The organism is Neisseria subflava (assembly GCF_024205745.1).
Classification (GTDB): Bacteria; Pseudomonadota; Gammaproteobacteria; order Burkholderiales; family Neisseriaceae; genus Neisseria; species Neisseria flavescens_B.
Genome location: NZ_CP073117.1, coordinates 1,107,957 through 1,121,686, shown reverse-complemented (window position 1 = coordinate 1,121,686; position 13,730 = coordinate 1,107,957). Strand labels below are relative to the sequence as shown.

The window sequence follows — 13,730 nt, the reverse complement described above, 5'->3', positions numbered from 1 at the left end:
AATCAAACCTTACAAACAAGCCAATTCGTTGGCCATTTGCTGCTCGACGGTTTCACGTTGACGGATAAGTTTGCATTCGCTGCCGTCAACCAATACTTCCGCCGCACGGTTGCGCGTATTGTAGTTGCTTGCCATGCTTGAGCCATACGCTCCGGCGCTGCGGATAAGCAGCAAATCCCCTTCTTCGCAGGCGATGGTGCGGTCTTTGCCGAGGAAGTCGCCGGTTTCGCAAATCGGGCCGACGATATTGGCCGTCAGAGGCTCAATGTCTTTGGTCTCGACCGCTTCGATGTGATGATAGGCATCATAAAGTGCCGGACGCATCAAATCGTTCATCGCCGCATCGACCATCACAAAGTTTTTCTCTTCGCCATGTTTGACGAATTCAACGCGCGTCAACAACGCGCCTGCATTGCCGACCAAACTGCGGCCTGGCTCAAGAACCAGTTTCAGACGGCGTGTACCCATCAGTTTTTGGACTTCTTTGGCATACGCGCCCAAATTAGGCATATTTTCATCTTGGTAAACAATACCGACACCGCCGCCCAAGTCCAAGTGTTCCAACACAATGCCTTCATCTGCCAATTGGTCAACCAAGGCCAAGATACGTTCGCAGGCTTCGACAAGCGGGCTGAGGTCGGTCAGTTGCGAGCCGATATGGCAGTCGATACCGACGATTTTCAAATGGCTTTGTCGGGAAGCATGGCGATAGGCCTCAAGCGCATCGGCATAGGCAATACCGAACTTGTTGGCTTTCAGGCCGGTGGAGATATAAGGGTGGGTTTTAGCATCGACATCGGGGTTGACGCGCAGGGAAACCGGAGCGACTTTACCCAAACGCGCGGCAACTTTCTGAATGCGGTCAATTTCGGGAATGCTCTCCATATTGAAGCATTTCACGCCTGCATTCAGTGCAAACTCGATTTCTGCTTCACTCTTACCCACACCGGAAAAAATCGTTTTCGCCGCATCGCCGCCTGCCGCCAAAACACGCGCCAACTCGCCGCCGGACACAATGTCAAAACCGCTCCCCAAAGAAGCAAAATGTTTGATAATGCTCAGGTTGCCATTCGCTTTCACTGCGTAGCAGACAAGCGGATTTAAAGCGGCAAACGCGGTTTGGTAGTTTTCAAACGCCTCGGTCAGCGCAGATTTGCTGTACACATAAAGCGGCGTACCAAACTCTTCGGCAAGGTGTGTATAAGGAAGTCGTTCGCAGAATAAGGTCATGTTTGTGAAGTCTTTTTTAATCGTTGGTTTGAATGGTCGGTTCTTTGGCCGTATCGAATTTCAAGCCGGTTTGAATCACGCCGAAGCGAGCCTTGTCGCCTTCTTTGGGCAGGTAGAGGTTGCCTTTGTAGCCGCAGGCAGAGAGCAGCAGAGCCGTTGCCGCTGCAAAAAATACGCCGTATTTCATCAGTAAAACTTTCTTCATCATTACGAATGTGGCAAGATTCGGTATCTTAAACAAAAACCACACAAAAAGCCATGATGACCGAAAGCGAATTCATCCGCATGAGCGAAGAATTGTTCGAACACATCGAAGACCAAATCGACGAAAACGGCTGGGATTTCGACTGCCAGTTTGCCGGAAACGTACTGACCATCGAAGCCGAAGACGGCACGCAAATCATCGTCAACCGCCACACGCCCAACCAAGAATTGTGGATTGCCGCCAAAAGCGGCGGCTACCATTTCGCCGAGCAAAACGGCAAATGGCTGGCAACACGCGACAGCCGCGATTTCTACGACGTTTTAAACGAAGCACTGAGCGAGGCTTCGGGCGAAGCAGTTGAGATTGCGGAATTGTGATTCAGTCTTCAAATATCCCTAGCTAAAAATCTATTTACCTCAAAGGACACCCAAATGCCCCTACTAGACAGTTTCAAAGTCGATCACACCCGTATGCACGCCCCTGCCGTACGCGTGGCAAAAACCATGACCACGCCAAAAGGCGACACCATTACCGTGTTTGACCTGCGTTTCTGCGTTCCCAACAAAGAAATCCTGCCTGAAAAAGGCATTCACACGCTGGAACACCTGTTCGCAGGCTTTATGCGCGACCACTTAAACGGCAACGGCGTTGAAATCATCGATATTTCCCCGATGGGCTGCCGTACCGGTTTCTACATGAGCCTCATCGGCACGCCCGACGAGCAAAAAGTGGCCGACGCATGGCTCGCTTCAATGCAGGATGTTTTGACCGTTCAAGACCAAAGCAAAATCCCCGAGCTGAACGAATACCAATGCGGTACCTATATGATGCACTCGCTTGCCGAAGCGCACGAAATCGCCCAAAACGTTTTGGCACGCAAAGTAGCCGTCAATAAAAACGAAGAGCTGACATTGGACGAAAGCCTGTTGAACGCTTAAATACGCTATAACAGCAAAGGCCGTCTGAAACTCTATTATGACAAGTTTCAGACGGTCTAAGACCTTTTATTCCAATTTTCAACCTTTCAGCCATAGTTTTACACCGCCTAAAAATAAGTTGGCGGTTGCTGACAGTGTACATAGTATAATTACACTTTAAACAAACAACCTGATTCTATTGCCTTTATGAAACCGTTTTTCTGCAAAACCGCCATTGCCCTCAGCCTGACCCTCCCTGCCGCCGCCAACGCTGCCGAGCATGTCTGCAATGTTGAAGGCATTACTGTTTATGCCTCATACCCACTCAATAATACCTGCCGCATAGTTGATACAAACACCACCACGGAGAGCAGCATTGTTGCAGAACCTAACGTATTCACTGAATCTGAACCAACTAATAAATCCGTTACAAATGGTTCTGCTATTCTCAACGATATGTCCGCTTTGAAAACGGTACAAACAACAGAATTTAAAGCATCTACCGCTGACTACGTTCATGCTTCTCAAGCAATGCCTGCGGTACAAACCCCAGTCGTTGTTGCTCGAAATGAAAATGGTATTCCCGCACCTATTTCCATTCCTATTGCACAAGCACGTCTAACTTCTCAAATTGATAAAAACGTTGCTGACGGCCTTGCCATTCTCAGCGATACAGCTGTTTTAGACACTGCCCCTACAATAAAGTCTGAAATTGACATTACCGACGTTCTCAACGTCATGCCTGCTACTACACAGCCTCAAACTATGGCTGATCAAACTCCAAACAATACTCCTGCCCCCATTACCATCCCTATTACGCAAAACCTTCCAACAACATCTGCGATTCAAATCCCTCAAACAATTATTCAGAATCCTGTTGTTTTACCCAAAACACCTGATAGAACTACGGCCAAACAAAATAACCAAACCGTAATTGCCTCAGATGAAGCAATCGACAAAACACCTATCAACGTTGAAACCAAGCGTAAAGGTAAAGCCTATACCAAAACCTCAACCCGACATAATGCAAAAAACACCAATACTGGTAAAACAATTGTCGCAAACACGGCTAACGAACAAACGATTAAAGCCGTTGTTGCGCCAACAGTAGAATCAAATGTACCAAATAAACCTGCTACAACGGTTTCCCCGGTAGATCAAAGCAAAACATCCGCGCAAACACCTTTCCCTAAGGCATATACACCTGCTGCTAATATTCCGTTTGATCCAAGCAATGTTTACAACGATATTAAAATTTTGCCCCATATTCCAATTACCAGCGTGACCAACACAGCCGAAGCCGCCAATCCGCGCCTCAATATTATCCTGCGCAACCGCCCAGGCAAAGCACGCGCCTCTTCATACAGCAAATACAAAGCCCCTGTTGTCCGTACTGCACCTGTGGTTACGCCGGCTCCTAAACCAAGCCCTAAAGAAACCCGCAAACAGATATTGCAGACTGAAGTGCGCAATGAACAGGCTGCTATTACCCGCCTTCAAACCCAGCTGAATGCGGCCAAACAAAAAGGCGACCAGATTAAAATCCAACAACTGACCCGTACCATCAATGCCCGTCAAGCGAATATCCGCGCTATTCAAGGCGAGATGTCTCGTTGATTGTTTTTTGATACCCAAAGGCCGTCTGAAAATATTTTCAGACGGCCTTTTTAATGGTGCAAACCTTATTTATTCAAAAGACAAATACTTTCTCTAAAATCATTTGCCGATCACACCAAAGTACATTTCTTCACATCCCTACCCTCGTGCTCCATTACTGCTTCTATCCAATCGGCGACACCTTGCCAATAATATCGCGGCTTTTCAGACGGCCTATCAGCCTGCACCCCTTCATCATTCAACACAACGGGAACACCCTGCTCTACACCGTTTTCAAGCAGAATCCAAATACTGCCCTCATGAGTATCAGTATGGGCTGCTTGATGCTCATATGCCCAGCCAACCGCAGCTTGACCGCCATTTTGCAAAGACTGCATCGCCAGTAATAATGGATGAAAGCAAGTATCCATATTATTGTCGGCAGCAACAACCAAAGTTGCACCATGCGTGCCTAACGCTTGCGCGGCATGAAAAACGGGGGAATTGTGCAGATTGGCAATGAAGTCAAACGGCATCGCGGCGTGATGGTTCAATACATTATCCGCCATTTTTTCAAACACGGATGGCGAAGAAAACGGCGTACCGAGAAAAACGGTGCAATCAGAGCGGATTTCGCTTTGTTCCTTCAGTTGCCCTGCGCCAAGCGCGGCAATCAAACTCAAGCGGCTGAGACGGCGGGTATCTATATCGCTTTGCTGCTTTAACGTTTGTTTGAGGATTTTGCCGCCGGTGTCGGCGTCCGTATCAAAACGCACAGCGGCGGTAATGCGGATATTAGGATTTACAGTTGCCATTGCCATACCAAAGATGTGTTGCTGCCGCCAAAACCAAACTGATTGGCCAAACAGAAAAAGCCGCCTTTTTGTGAAGCCGCGCACTCGGAAAAACAAATTTCCCGCCCCTGATAATCGTTGCTTCCGCCTTGTTTTAAAGCGGATAAAAGCAGGGCTGTTTCAAGGGCTGCCGTTGCGCCAAGCGTGTGTCCGATTTGCGGTTTGAACGCCATCAAGGGCGGCAGTGTACCGAATATATTTTCCAGTGCGGCCAATTCGGCGGCATCGCTGTCAGCCGTGCCGATGCCGTGTGTTTTAACGGCTGCAATGCTTTCAGGAGCGATGCCTGCAACATCCAAAGCGCGTCGCATCACTTGCTCCTGCGCTTGTCCATCGCTTTGAATCAGGTCATTACCCGTATTGGCGGCGTGTCCGATAAGTTTCAGACGGCCTGAAGAAGATTCGGGGGCGACGGAAGACAAGGCAAGTGCGGCAACACCTTCGCCTAGAATCAAACCGTTTCCGCCAAAAGGCTGATAGTGTTCGGTCAGCAAACCCAAGCTGTGAAAATGCAGCAAAGTCAGCCGGTTGAGATTTTCAATACCAAGCACAAAGGCATGCTCCGCCCCGCCGCGTAAACAATTATCTGCCTGAATCAGCGCATGGGCGGATGAAGTGCAGGCAGTAGCGAAACTGAAAATCTGCCGATTGCCGCTGCGCCGGCGCAAATCTTCGGCAAGATAAAGCAGATTGTGTTCCTCTGCCGCCCTATTGCCTGCAAGATGGCGGTTTTCATATTCGGAGATGGAATAGGAACTAGACCCGATAAACACCGGCGCATCATGCCAACTTTCAGACGGCCAGCCTGCATGTTCGGCGGCTCGGCGCAAATGTTGTTCGGCAATATCCGCAAGTTCCTTCCGCCCCAAACTGTCGCCGGCGAATGCACGAAAATAAGCAGCCTGCTGCGGCTGGTTTAAAAACGTATAAGACACCGCATTAGGCCGTCTGAAATCCGTTTGCGGATTCAAAGCAGAAGTGGCCGCCGTACCACAAACCCAACTCACGCGCCATGCTCCGTGCGAATAAACGCCGCCAAATCGCGTACGCACATCATATGTTTGCGCACCATCCGGTCGCCCTGCAGGCGCACTTGGAAATACTGTTGCAGGGCAACGCTGATTTGCAGCGCATCAAGCGAATCCAAGCCGACCGGACTGTCATCGCCAAACAAAAGCGCATCGTCGGTGAAATCATCCATATCCACATCGTCGGCCTTATCGGCCTCTTGCACGATTAACTTTTTCAATTCTGCTTCCAGCTCGTGCTCGGCCAGTGTAAAGGTGTAAGACATTTTTTAAACTCCCATTTTTATCTCATGAAGCAACAGCTCGTTTTAGCGAAACTCGCTACGCTCGTTTTCAGACGGCCTGAACTTTATGCAAAATCGCCCCAAAGCGTCTGCATGGCGGCAATAGCCGCAAGTGAGGCGGTTTCGGTACGCAACACCCGTTTACCAAGCGTAACGGATTGAAAACCGGCATCAAATGCCTGCTGCTCTTCCTTCTCCGTCCAGCCGCCTTCCGGGCCGACCATAAACACGACCTTACCGGATTGCGGCTGAACATCGCTCAGTTTTTGTGCGCGGTTCAGGCTCATTAACAGTTTGGTCGTTTCCTGCGGCAACTGTTGCAATGCCTGTGCATAAGTCGTCAGCGGTAAAACCTTCGGCACAATATTGCGGCCGCTTTGCTCACACGCAGAAACAACGATTTCCTGCCAACGCGCTACCCGCTTTTCAGCGCGTTCGCCACTCAAGCGGACGACACAGCGTTCACTGATGACCGGACGAATTTCTGCCACGCCCAATTCTACGCTTTTCTGCAAAGTGAAATCCATGCGCTCGGCGGCGGATACCGCCTGTACCAACGTAATGTTCAGCGGCGATTCGTTGTCCGTTGCCTCTTCACGCAAAATCCGCACGCTGGCGCGGCGTTTTTCTAAAACTTCGGGCAAAGCCGGATATGCCTTGCCATTGCCGTTGAACAACACGATTTCTTCCGTGTTTTTCACGCGCAATACATTCAGATGGCGTACCACATCATCGGTCAATTCGACCACGCTGTCGGGGCTTAAGGCAAAATCAACATAAAATCGGGGCATGGTTTCCTGCTTTATTCATGTATATAATTTGAACTTTCGTGAACGAAGTTGAAACACGGCGACATACACTTGCCTGCCTGATTTCAATTTCATCCACTATAATTTAAGACTTCCCGAATTTTAATCCACTGTCACGCAAAACTGCAAAAAACAAGGATACGCCGTGCTATACCGTTTACAGAAAGTCGTCCGCCACATCGCCCAAACCGAAGTCATGCCGCGTTTTCTGAACACGCCGTCACGACGCAAGGAAGACGGCTCAGTTTTGAGTGAAGCAGATTTGGCCGCACAAACCGCTTTTGCCGCCGCCCTGCCCTTATTGGAGGATTGTCCGATGTTGGGCGAGGAGATGAGCGTTCAGGAGCAAACCCGTTTGTGGAACGAACATTCAGACGGTCTGTGGATTGTCGATCCTATCGACGGCACAAACAACTTCGTCAACGGTTTGCCGCATTTTGCCGTATCCGTCGCACTGGTTAAAAACGGCCACGCCGAATTGGGCGTAATTTACAATCCGGTCAGCGGCGAATGTTTCTATGCAGAACGTGGCAAAGGCGCATTCCTCAACGGCACGCCGCTGCCGCTGCGTTCCGAAAACAAAAAACTCAACGAATCCATTGCCGGCGTAGAAATCAAATACCTGCGTTCGGGCAAACTCGCCAGCCGCATGAATACCCTCGCCCCATTCGGCACAATCCGCAGCATGGGCAGCAGCACGCTCGATTGGTGCTACCTTGCCAGCGGCCGCTACGATATTTACATCCACGGCGGACAAAAGCTGTGGGACTACGCCGCCGGCGCATTAATTTTTGAAGAAGCCGGCGGCTGCCTGACCACTTTGGAAGGCGACGATTTTTGGAGCGGCGAACATGTATTCAAGCGTTCCGTCATCGCCGCATTGCAACCCGAGCTGTTTCAGCAATGGGTGAAATGGATTCGAGAAAATCAGTAAAAATACCGTTTATCTTCAAAAAATCACGATTATCTTGCAACTTATTGAAATTATTTCACTTCTTAACAGCATTTAATACTAAAAATAGTAGAATATTAATTGCTGACACAACACCGCTCTTTCATCCCTTTTGGGCGGTGCAGCAAGTAAGACGTTTTCCCGCAATGTATTGGCCATTCATACTTCTCCCTTAGTATGAATGGTTTTTTTTATCTGCAAAAACAGCTCAGGCCGTCTGAACGTTCAGACGGCCTGTTTACATGACTATTTGAAAAACTGTCCGCAACACGCCTTAAACTTTTTGCCCGAACCGCACAAACAAGGCTGTTTCATCGTCGGCAAAGCAACGGTCGGATCAATAAAGTACCAACGCCCGTCTATTTTCACAAATGCCGACAATTCATGATGGCACTCGGTTTGCCCGTTCTCTTCAAAATACGCTTCAAACTCGACCAAAGCATGCAGCTTGCCAAACGGCACATGACGGATAACCTTCAATCCCGACCACTGCGTCTGCTTACTCCATGCAGCCAAATCCTGCTTGTCCAACAAATTCTGCTGCACAGGGACAGTCGTGTCCACGATATAGTCGATTTCCTGCAAAACATACGCGCTGTAACGCGAACGCATCAACTCTTCCGCCGTCGAGGGCGCCGCCTCACGCGCATGAAACGGTGCGCAACATTCCGTATAACCGCGCCCCGACTGGCAGGGGCAAAGTGTAGCCGTCATTCCTAATTACCCGAATAAATCCATTTCAAAATTATAACGCAAACCCGACTCAGGCCGTCTGAAAACGAGCGTAGCGAATTTGGCTAAAACGAGCGTAGCAAGTTTCACTAAAATAAGCGTAGAGAGTTTCGCCAAAATAAACGCAACAATCTGATATAATGCGCCTTTTCGATTCTGACTATCCATGATGAACATTCCCATCCAAAGCATCAGCCGCCTGTTGCCGCAAACCCAATGCCGTGAGTGCGGCTATGAAGGCTGCTTACCCTATGCGCACGCCCTGTCGGCAGGAGAAGCGCCGATAAATCTGTGCGCGCCGGGTGGGGAAACCGTCATGAAAGACATTGCCGACCTGTTGGGCAAACCCTACCTCGCGCCGGCAAAAACACAAATCAAAGCCATAGCCCTGATTGACGAGGCCGTCTGCATCGGCTGTACCGCCTGCATCCGCGCCTGCCCTGTTGATGCCATTATGGGCGCATCCAAACTGATGCACACCGTCATCAGCGACGAATGCACCGGCTGCGGCTTGTGCGTTACTCCCTGCCCCGTCGACTGCATCGACATGGTTCCCGTATCGCAGCCCTTCCTGCCGTCCGCACGCCGTTTCAGCACCTCTGCCGAACCGCGTTTTGCCGCCGCCGAACACGCGCAAAGCCGTTTTGAACGCCATACCGCGCGCAAACAGCGCGACGATGCCGAACGCAAAGCCCTACTGGCGCAACGCGAAGCCGCCGTCAAAGCCAAACAGGCCGCACAGGCACAAACCCAAATAGCCGCACCAAGCGCCGCATTCAACCCCATGGATTTGATTGCCAAAGCCATGGCCAAAGCGCAATCGCAGCAGGACAAACTCGTCTCCTCCGATAACCGCGAAGACTTCAAAGCGCGCCAAATCGAAGAAGCCAAAGAACGCGCCGAACTGCGCCGCGCCCAACGTGATGCCAAATACGGCAACGAAGCCGAAAAAGCCGCCGCTATCGAATTTCTGCGCCGCCACAAAGCCGAGCAGGAAGCGGCCAAAGAAGCGCGCTGATTTCCAAAACAACAAACCCATTCCGACCGCTTCATGCCGTCTGAAAACATTGCACGAAAACCAATAACTTTATGACCGCACAAGAATTTCCACACCAGCATACCGCCCATTGCGAAAGCGGTGTGATGTCCACCCTGCTCAAATACCATGGCCACAATTTAGACGAAGCCATGATTTTCGGCATTGCCCACGCGCTGACATTTGTCTGGATGCCGCTGATCAAATTAAACGGCATGCCGTTGGTTTCCTACCGTACCGCGCCGCGCAGCATCATCAAAAACACCTGTAAAGCATTGGGGCTGAAATTATCCGTCCGAAAATTTTCCGACGCGCAAAGCGGACAAGCCGCATTGGATGCCGCGTTATCCTCAGGCAAACTGGCCGGTTTGCAAACCTCCGTCTTTTGGCTGCCCTACTTCCCGCCGCAAATGCGCTTCCATTTCAACGCACACAATCTTTTGGTATACGGCAAAGACGGCAACGACTACCTCATCAGCGACCCCGTATTTGAAACCGTACAACGCTGCGCCGCCGAAGATTTGCAACGGGCGCGCTTTGCCAAAGGCGTATTGGCGGCAAAAGGCATGATGTACACCTTGGAAGACAACAGGCCGTCTGAAAAAATCATGGCAGACTTGCCCGCCATTATCCGCAAAGCCATACGCAAAAACGCCAAACATATGCTCGCACCGGTCTTTTTCATCGGCGTAAAAGGCATCCGCACGTTGGCAAAAAACATCGAAGCCCTACCCACTAAACGAAATGCAAAATACCAAAAGCTGTTCCTTGGCCATCTCGTGCGGATGCAGGAAGAAATCGGCACCGGCGGCGCAGGTTTCCGCTATATCTACGCCTATTTCCTCGAGCAGGCCGCCCGTATCTGCGACAACCCCGCGTTTCAGACGGCCTCGGAACAAATGACCGCCATCGGCGACCAGTGGCGGCAGTTTGCAGCGATGTGCGTGAAGCAGTGCAAAAAGCCGTCCGAAAACGGCTGCCGCGAAATCGCCGCATTTTTGCGCAAGATTGCGGACAATGAAGAAGCCTTGTGGCGGGGATTGTTGAAATAATGGGAATCACGCGGCTTAACTTAAACCGCCGCGTACAGTTTTGAAATTAGGTCGTCTGAAAACTCAAAGAAAAGATAAAAATGCGTTACTTAACTGCTCTCTTATTATTGTGTTCCGCCTTAACCCATGCCGCGCCGCCGGACGGCTTTGCCTTGGTTCATGATGCCGACGGACATACCAACTTACGCGAAAGCCCCGATTTGAATGCCAGAGTCTTGGCAAAAATCCCCAACGGCACACCGTTGAAATGTTTGGGTGATGGTGGCGAAGGCAGTTTGAGTTTCTGTACTGCCCAACTGCAACAACCTGCCGCAGAAGACTACGGTTTCATCCATTACAGCCGTCTGATATTTCCCGCCTCCGATAAAAGCTTCGCCCGACTGCGCGAACAATCCGGTCATGACGATACGCTGACTTTGTCCGGTAGCGGACAAAAGGTACACATCGTTGCCCGCCGCATCCATCCAAAACTCAGCGACTTCTCGGGCATCAACAAAGACAAATACACCGCGCGGCTCTATCGAGGCAAACCTTTCTATGGTACAGACTATGACATTCCCAAAAGCGTGTTCGCGCTTGAACGTATCACGCTAAACGGTCAAGCGGTTCCCGCTGCCGAACTGCAAGGACTCTTCTCGCCCGATTTTGCCTCCACCGCACGCGGCAGCAATGTATATCAAGGCTGGGAAGCCTATTATCGCGACAGCGATAAGACGCTTTATCTGTTCGGTAGACAAGGTTCGGACGGCGATCCCTTCGGCGTCTGCTTTATATTTAAGGACGGCAAATTCCAGCGCCGTTATTTATGGGGTGCTGCGATTTAAATATCGCTCGAAAAGGTCGTCTGAAACCATGATTCAAATCCAATCCCTCTCCCACCGTTATCCCAAAGCCGAAACTGCCGCGCTGGACAATGTGTCGTTCGATATTGCCGACGGCGAATGTTTGGGACTGCTCGGTCACAACGGTGCGGGGAAAACGACGCTGATGTCGCTTTTGGCCGGCTTGCAGGAAGTGCGGCAGGGCGAAATTTTGTTTGATGGCAAGCTGTTGCGCCTGTTGAGCCGCAGCGAACGGCAGAAAATCGGTTTGGTGCCGCAGGATTTTGCGTTTTATCCGCAGCTTTCTGTGTGGGACAACCTGCTATTTTTCGCCTCGCTTTACAAAGTGCGCGACAAGGGTCGTCTGAATGCGCTTCTAGAACAGACCGACCTGACCGCCCACAAAAACAAAGTGGCGAAGCATCTTTCGGGCGGGCTTAAACGCCGTCTGAATTTTGCCATCGGCTTGATTAACACGCCGCAACTGGTGTTCCTCGACGAAATCACGGTCGGCATCGACCCGCAGTCGCGCCGCTTTATCCTTGACAGCGTGGCGGATTTGACACGGCAAGGGGTAACGGTGGTGTACACCTCGCACTATCTGTCGGAAATCGAGCAGCTTTGCGACAAAATCGCGCTGCTGCAACACGGTAAGCTGGTGTACCACGGCGGTTTGGACGAGCTTTTAAGCACGCAAACCGGTGTCGTGCGTTTTACTGTCGATCCACCATTACTGCCTCAAATGCTGGCCGCTTTGGGTGCCAAGCAAGTGGACAGCCGCGGCATGATGGAAACGACACACGATGCCGCCGCCGTTTACGCCGCTCTGCAACAAAGCGGCGCGAAAATCCGCTACTTCCAGCAGGGACACGGTTCGCTGGAAACGTTTTACCTTGATTTCCTACGCAAAGACGAGCCAGCAACAGATAAGCAAAATCCACAATGACGACCTCCTCCCTCCTCAAAGAACTCAAACTGCTCTGCCGCGACCTGCACGGTTTGGCCGTGTTGTTTGTGATGCCCATCGCCTTCATGCTGATTATGTCGTTGGCGCTGAGCCGCGACCAAGACCCGCACACCGACAGCCGCATTGCGCTGGTCGGTGCGGCAAACGACAGCGTCAATACCGCGCTGGCCGCTGCGTTGGAAAAAGAGCAGATTCATGTCACGCGGATGTCGTCTGAAAAACTGACCGAGGCACAAAACGGTCTGCACGACAAGCGTTTCCAACTGGTGCTGCACAACCCGAACGCCGCTTCCGACAAAATCGCCGACAACAAAGCCTTGCAAATCTATGTACCGCCCGATACCGAGCCTTCATGGCTGGCGGCGGTCAAAGGCGTTTTGCAGCAGCACTACACCGAAACGCGGCTGGATGCTTATTTCGACAACAACGACGGCATCAAAATCGACAATAAAAAACTGCCCCGCGCCATCCGCAAAGACATCCAGAAAAAAGTGGATGAAAAAAACGACGAACAATTCGCCGCCGTGCGCAGCTTTTTAGATAAAAAAATGCTGGAAGAACACTATCTGAGCGCAGGCAGCGGCACGGTGGAAAAACCCAACGCCGTACAGCACAGCGTTCCCGCATGGCTGATTTTCGGTATGTTTTTCATCATGATACCGCTGTCGAACGTCATGGCGCTGGAACGCCAGACCAACACCATCACCCGCCTGCGTCTCGCCCGCGCCTCCGCGTCCGGCCTGATTGCCGCCAAACTCGTCCCCTATTTCCTGATTAACCAGCTCCAATTTGTCGGAATGTTGCTGCTCGGCCGCTACCTGCTGCCCGAAATCGGCGTGCCCGCCCTCATACTCAACGGCAGCCTTGTTCCCTACGCGCTGCTGTCCGCCGCCGTCAGCGCCGCCGCACTCGGTTACGCGCTGTTAATCAGCGTCTGCGCCAAATCTACCGAACACGCCGTCGTACTCGGCGGCGGCGGCATTATCCTGATGGCGGCAATCGGCGGCATTATGGTGCCCGCACACGTCATGCCCGAAACCATGCAGCAACTCACTTGGATTTCCCCGATGGCTTGGGGCTTGAAGGCTTTTCAAGAATTGCTGCTCAACCGCAGCGGACTGGACGGAATCGGCCGTTATCTGCTTTTATTGTCTGCATTCTCTTTTACCACGCTGACTGCTGCCGTATTGGTTTATCGTAGGCAGTTGCAGACGCAGGTAAGGTTTTAAACGTTTCTCTGCTCTAAG

At 51.2% G+C, this 13,730-nt stretch carries 16 protein-coding genes; 9 read left to right on the top strand and 7 right to left on the bottom strand.

Annotated features, from left to right (window positions below; genetic code table 11):
• Positions 1-9 precede the first annotated feature (9 nt).
• Both lysA and lptM read right to left on the bottom strand, forming a co-directional pair.
• Positions 10-1,230: a diaminopimelate decarboxylase gene (gene lysA, locus KCG55_RS05510; protein WP_254322259.1), complete on the bottom strand. Its 1,221-nt coding sequence runs from the start codon at positions 1,228-1,230 to the stop codon at positions 10-12.
• A 16-nt stretch (positions 1,231-1,246) separates the two neighbouring features.
• Positions 1,247-1,438: an LPS translocon maturation chaperone LptM gene (gene lptM, locus KCG55_RS05505; protein WP_432761056.1), complete on the bottom strand. Its 192-nt coding sequence runs from the start codon at positions 1,436-1,438 to the stop codon at positions 1,247-1,249.
• Positions 1,439-1,488: 50 nt separating this feature from the next.
• Here lptM and cyaY point away from each other — a divergent pair, with 50 nt between their 5' ends.
• The 3 genes from cyaY to KCG55_RS05490 all read left to right on the top strand — a co-directional run bounded on the left by cyaY (position 1,489) and on the right by KCG55_RS05490 (position 3,969).
• Positions 1,489-1,812 carry an iron donor protein CyaY gene (gene cyaY / locus KCG55_RS05500; RefSeq protein WP_254322258.1) on the top strand — a complete coding sequence of 108 codons (324 nt, stop codon included), beginning with the start codon at positions 1,489-1,491 and terminating at the stop codon, positions 1,810-1,812.
• Positions 1,813-1,866: 54 nt separating this feature from the next.
• Positions 1,867-2,373: an S-ribosylhomocysteine lyase gene (gene luxS, locus KCG55_RS05495; RefSeq protein ID WP_254322257.1), complete on the top strand. Its 507-nt coding sequence runs from the start codon at positions 1,867-1,869 to the stop codon at positions 2,371-2,373.
• Positions 2,374-2,559: 186 nt separating this feature from the next.
• Positions 2,560-3,969 carry a hypothetical protein gene (locus KCG55_RS05490; protein ID WP_254322256.1) on the top strand — a complete coding sequence of 470 codons (1,410 nt, stop codon included), beginning with the start codon at positions 2,560-2,562 and terminating at the stop codon, positions 3,967-3,969.
• A 110-nt stretch (positions 3,970-4,079) separates the two neighbouring features.
• On the opposite strand, the gene KCG55_RS05485 is transcribed toward KCG55_RS05490, so the two are convergent.
• The 4 genes from KCG55_RS05485 to KCG55_RS05470 form a co-directional block, all read right to left on the bottom strand.
• Positions 4,080-4,769, bottom strand: coding sequence for a hypothetical protein (locus KCG55_RS05485; RefSeq protein WP_254322255.1), 690 nt, complete (start codon positions 4,767-4,769; stop codon positions 4,080-4,082).
• The gene (locus KCG55_RS05480) at positions 4,751-5,809 is read right to left on the bottom strand and encodes a beta-ketoacyl synthase N-terminal-like domain-containing protein (RefSeq protein ID WP_254323638.1); all 1,059 of its coding nucleotides are present in this window, start codon (positions 5,807-5,809) and stop codon (positions 4,751-4,753) included. Before KCG55_RS05480 ends, KCG55_RS05485 begins: the two co-directional genes overlap by 19 nt.
• Positions 5,806-6,096, bottom strand: coding sequence for a phosphopantetheine-binding protein (locus KCG55_RS05475; protein ID WP_070585227.1), 291 nt, complete (start codon positions 6,094-6,096; stop codon positions 5,806-5,808). Before KCG55_RS05475 ends, KCG55_RS05480 begins: the two co-directional genes overlap by 4 nt.
• Before the next feature lie 83 nt (positions 6,097-6,179).
• The gene (locus KCG55_RS05470; protein WP_254322254.1) at positions 6,180-6,905 is read right to left on the bottom strand and encodes a 16S rRNA (uracil(1498)-N(3))-methyltransferase; all 726 of its coding nucleotides are present in this window, start codon (positions 6,903-6,905) and stop codon (positions 6,180-6,182) included.
• 163 nt (positions 6,906-7,068) lie between these two features.
• On the opposite strand from KCG55_RS05470, the gene KCG55_RS05465 reads away from it, so the two are divergent.
• Positions 7,069-7,857, top strand: a complete 789-nt coding sequence (locus KCG55_RS05465; RefSeq protein WP_003684681.1) for an inositol monophosphatase family protein — start codon at positions 7,069-7,071, stop codon at positions 7,855-7,857.
• Positions 7,858-8,121: 264 nt separating this feature from the next.
• On the opposite strand, the gene KCG55_RS05460 is transcribed toward KCG55_RS05465, so the two are convergent.
• Positions 8,122-8,589 carry a YchJ family protein gene (locus KCG55_RS05460; RefSeq protein WP_254322253.1) on the bottom strand — a complete coding sequence of 156 codons (468 nt, stop codon included), beginning with the start codon at positions 8,587-8,589 and terminating at the stop codon, positions 8,122-8,124.
• A gap of 187 nt (positions 8,590-8,776) precedes the next feature.
• On the opposite strand from KCG55_RS05460, the gene KCG55_RS05455 reads away from it, so the two are divergent.
• The 5 genes from KCG55_RS05455 (at position 8,777) to KCG55_RS05435 (ending at position 13,712) form a co-directional block, all read left to right on the top strand.
• Complete coding sequence (locus KCG55_RS05455; RefSeq protein ID WP_254323637.1) at positions 8,777-9,625, top strand: RnfABCDGE type electron transport complex subunit B; 849 nt, start codon at positions 8,777-8,779, stop codon at positions 9,623-9,625.
• A 71-nt stretch (positions 9,626-9,696) separates the two neighbouring features.
• Entirely contained in the window at positions 9,697-10,695 is a 999-nt protein-coding gene (locus KCG55_RS05450; protein WP_254322252.1) for a BtrH N-terminal domain-containing protein, read from the top strand.
• Positions 10,696-10,775: 80 nt separating this feature from the next.
• Positions 10,776-11,519 (top strand): SH3 domain-containing protein, encoded by a 744-nt coding sequence (locus KCG55_RS05445; RefSeq protein ID WP_254322251.1) that lies wholly within the window; start codon positions 10,776-10,778, stop codon positions 11,517-11,519.
• Between the two features lie 28 nt (positions 11,520-11,547).
• Entirely contained in the window at positions 11,548-12,462 is a 915-nt protein-coding gene (locus tag KCG55_RS05440; protein WP_254322250.1) for an ABC transporter ATP-binding protein, read from the top strand.
• Positions 12,459-13,712 carry an ABC transporter permease gene (locus KCG55_RS05435; protein ID WP_254322249.1) on the top strand — a complete coding sequence of 418 codons (1,254 nt, stop codon included), beginning with the start codon at positions 12,459-12,461 and terminating at the stop codon, positions 13,710-13,712. Before KCG55_RS05440 ends, KCG55_RS05435 begins: the two co-directional genes overlap by 4 nt.
• Positions 13,713-13,730: the final 18 nt, after the last annotated feature.

Bases quoted from the DNA above. Each gene is read 5' to 3' on its own strand.
- KCG55_RS05455 (WP_254323637.1), top strand. From the start codon at position 8,777: ATGAACATTCCCATCCAAAGCATCAGCCGCCTGTTGCCGCAAACCCAA.
- luxS (WP_254322257.1), top strand. From the start codon at position 1,867: ATGCCCCTACTAGACAGTTTCAAAGTCGATCACACCCGTATGCACGCC.
- lysA (WP_254322259.1), bottom strand. From the start codon at position 1,230: ATGACCTTATTCTGCGAACGACTTCCTTATACACACCTTGCCGAAGAG.
- KCG55_RS05485 (WP_254322255.1), bottom strand. From the start codon at position 4,769: ATGGCAATGGCAACTGTAAATCCTAATATCCGCATTACCGCCGCTGTG.
- cyaY (WP_254322258.1), top strand. From the start codon at position 1,489: ATGATGACCGAAAGCGAATTCATCCGCATGAGCGAAGAATTGTTCGAA.
- KCG55_RS05440 (WP_254322250.1), top strand. From the start codon at position 11,548: ATGATTCAAATCCAATCCCTCTCCCACCGTTATCCCAAAGCCGAAACT.
- KCG55_RS05435 (WP_254322249.1), top strand. From the start codon at position 12,459: ATGACGACCTCCTCCCTCCTCAAAGAACTCAAACTGCTCTGCCGCGAC.
- KCG55_RS05490 (WP_254322256.1), top strand. From the start codon at position 2,560: ATGAAACCGTTTTTCTGCAAAACCGCCATTGCCCTCAGCCTGACCCTC.
- KCG55_RS05470 (WP_254322254.1), bottom strand. From the start codon at position 6,905: ATGCCCCGATTTTATGTTGATTTTGCCTTAAGCCCCGACAGCGTGGTC.
- KCG55_RS05445 (WP_254322251.1), top strand. From the start codon at position 10,776: ATGCGTTACTTAACTGCTCTCTTATTATTGTGTTCCGCCTTAACCCAT.
- KCG55_RS05460 (WP_254322253.1), bottom strand. From the start codon at position 8,589: ATGACGGCTACACTTTGCCCCTGCCAGTCGGGGCGCGGTTATACGGAA.
- lptM (WP_432761056.1), bottom strand. From the start codon at position 1,438: ATGATGAAGAAAGTTTTACTGATGAAATACGGCGTATTTTTTGCAGCG.
- KCG55_RS05475 (WP_070585227.1), bottom strand. From the start codon at position 6,096: ATGTCTTACACCTTTACACTGGCCGAGCACGAGCTGGAAGCAGAATTG.
- KCG55_RS05450 (WP_254322252.1), top strand. From the start codon at position 9,697: ATGACCGCACAAGAATTTCCACACCAGCATACCGCCCATTGCGAAAGC.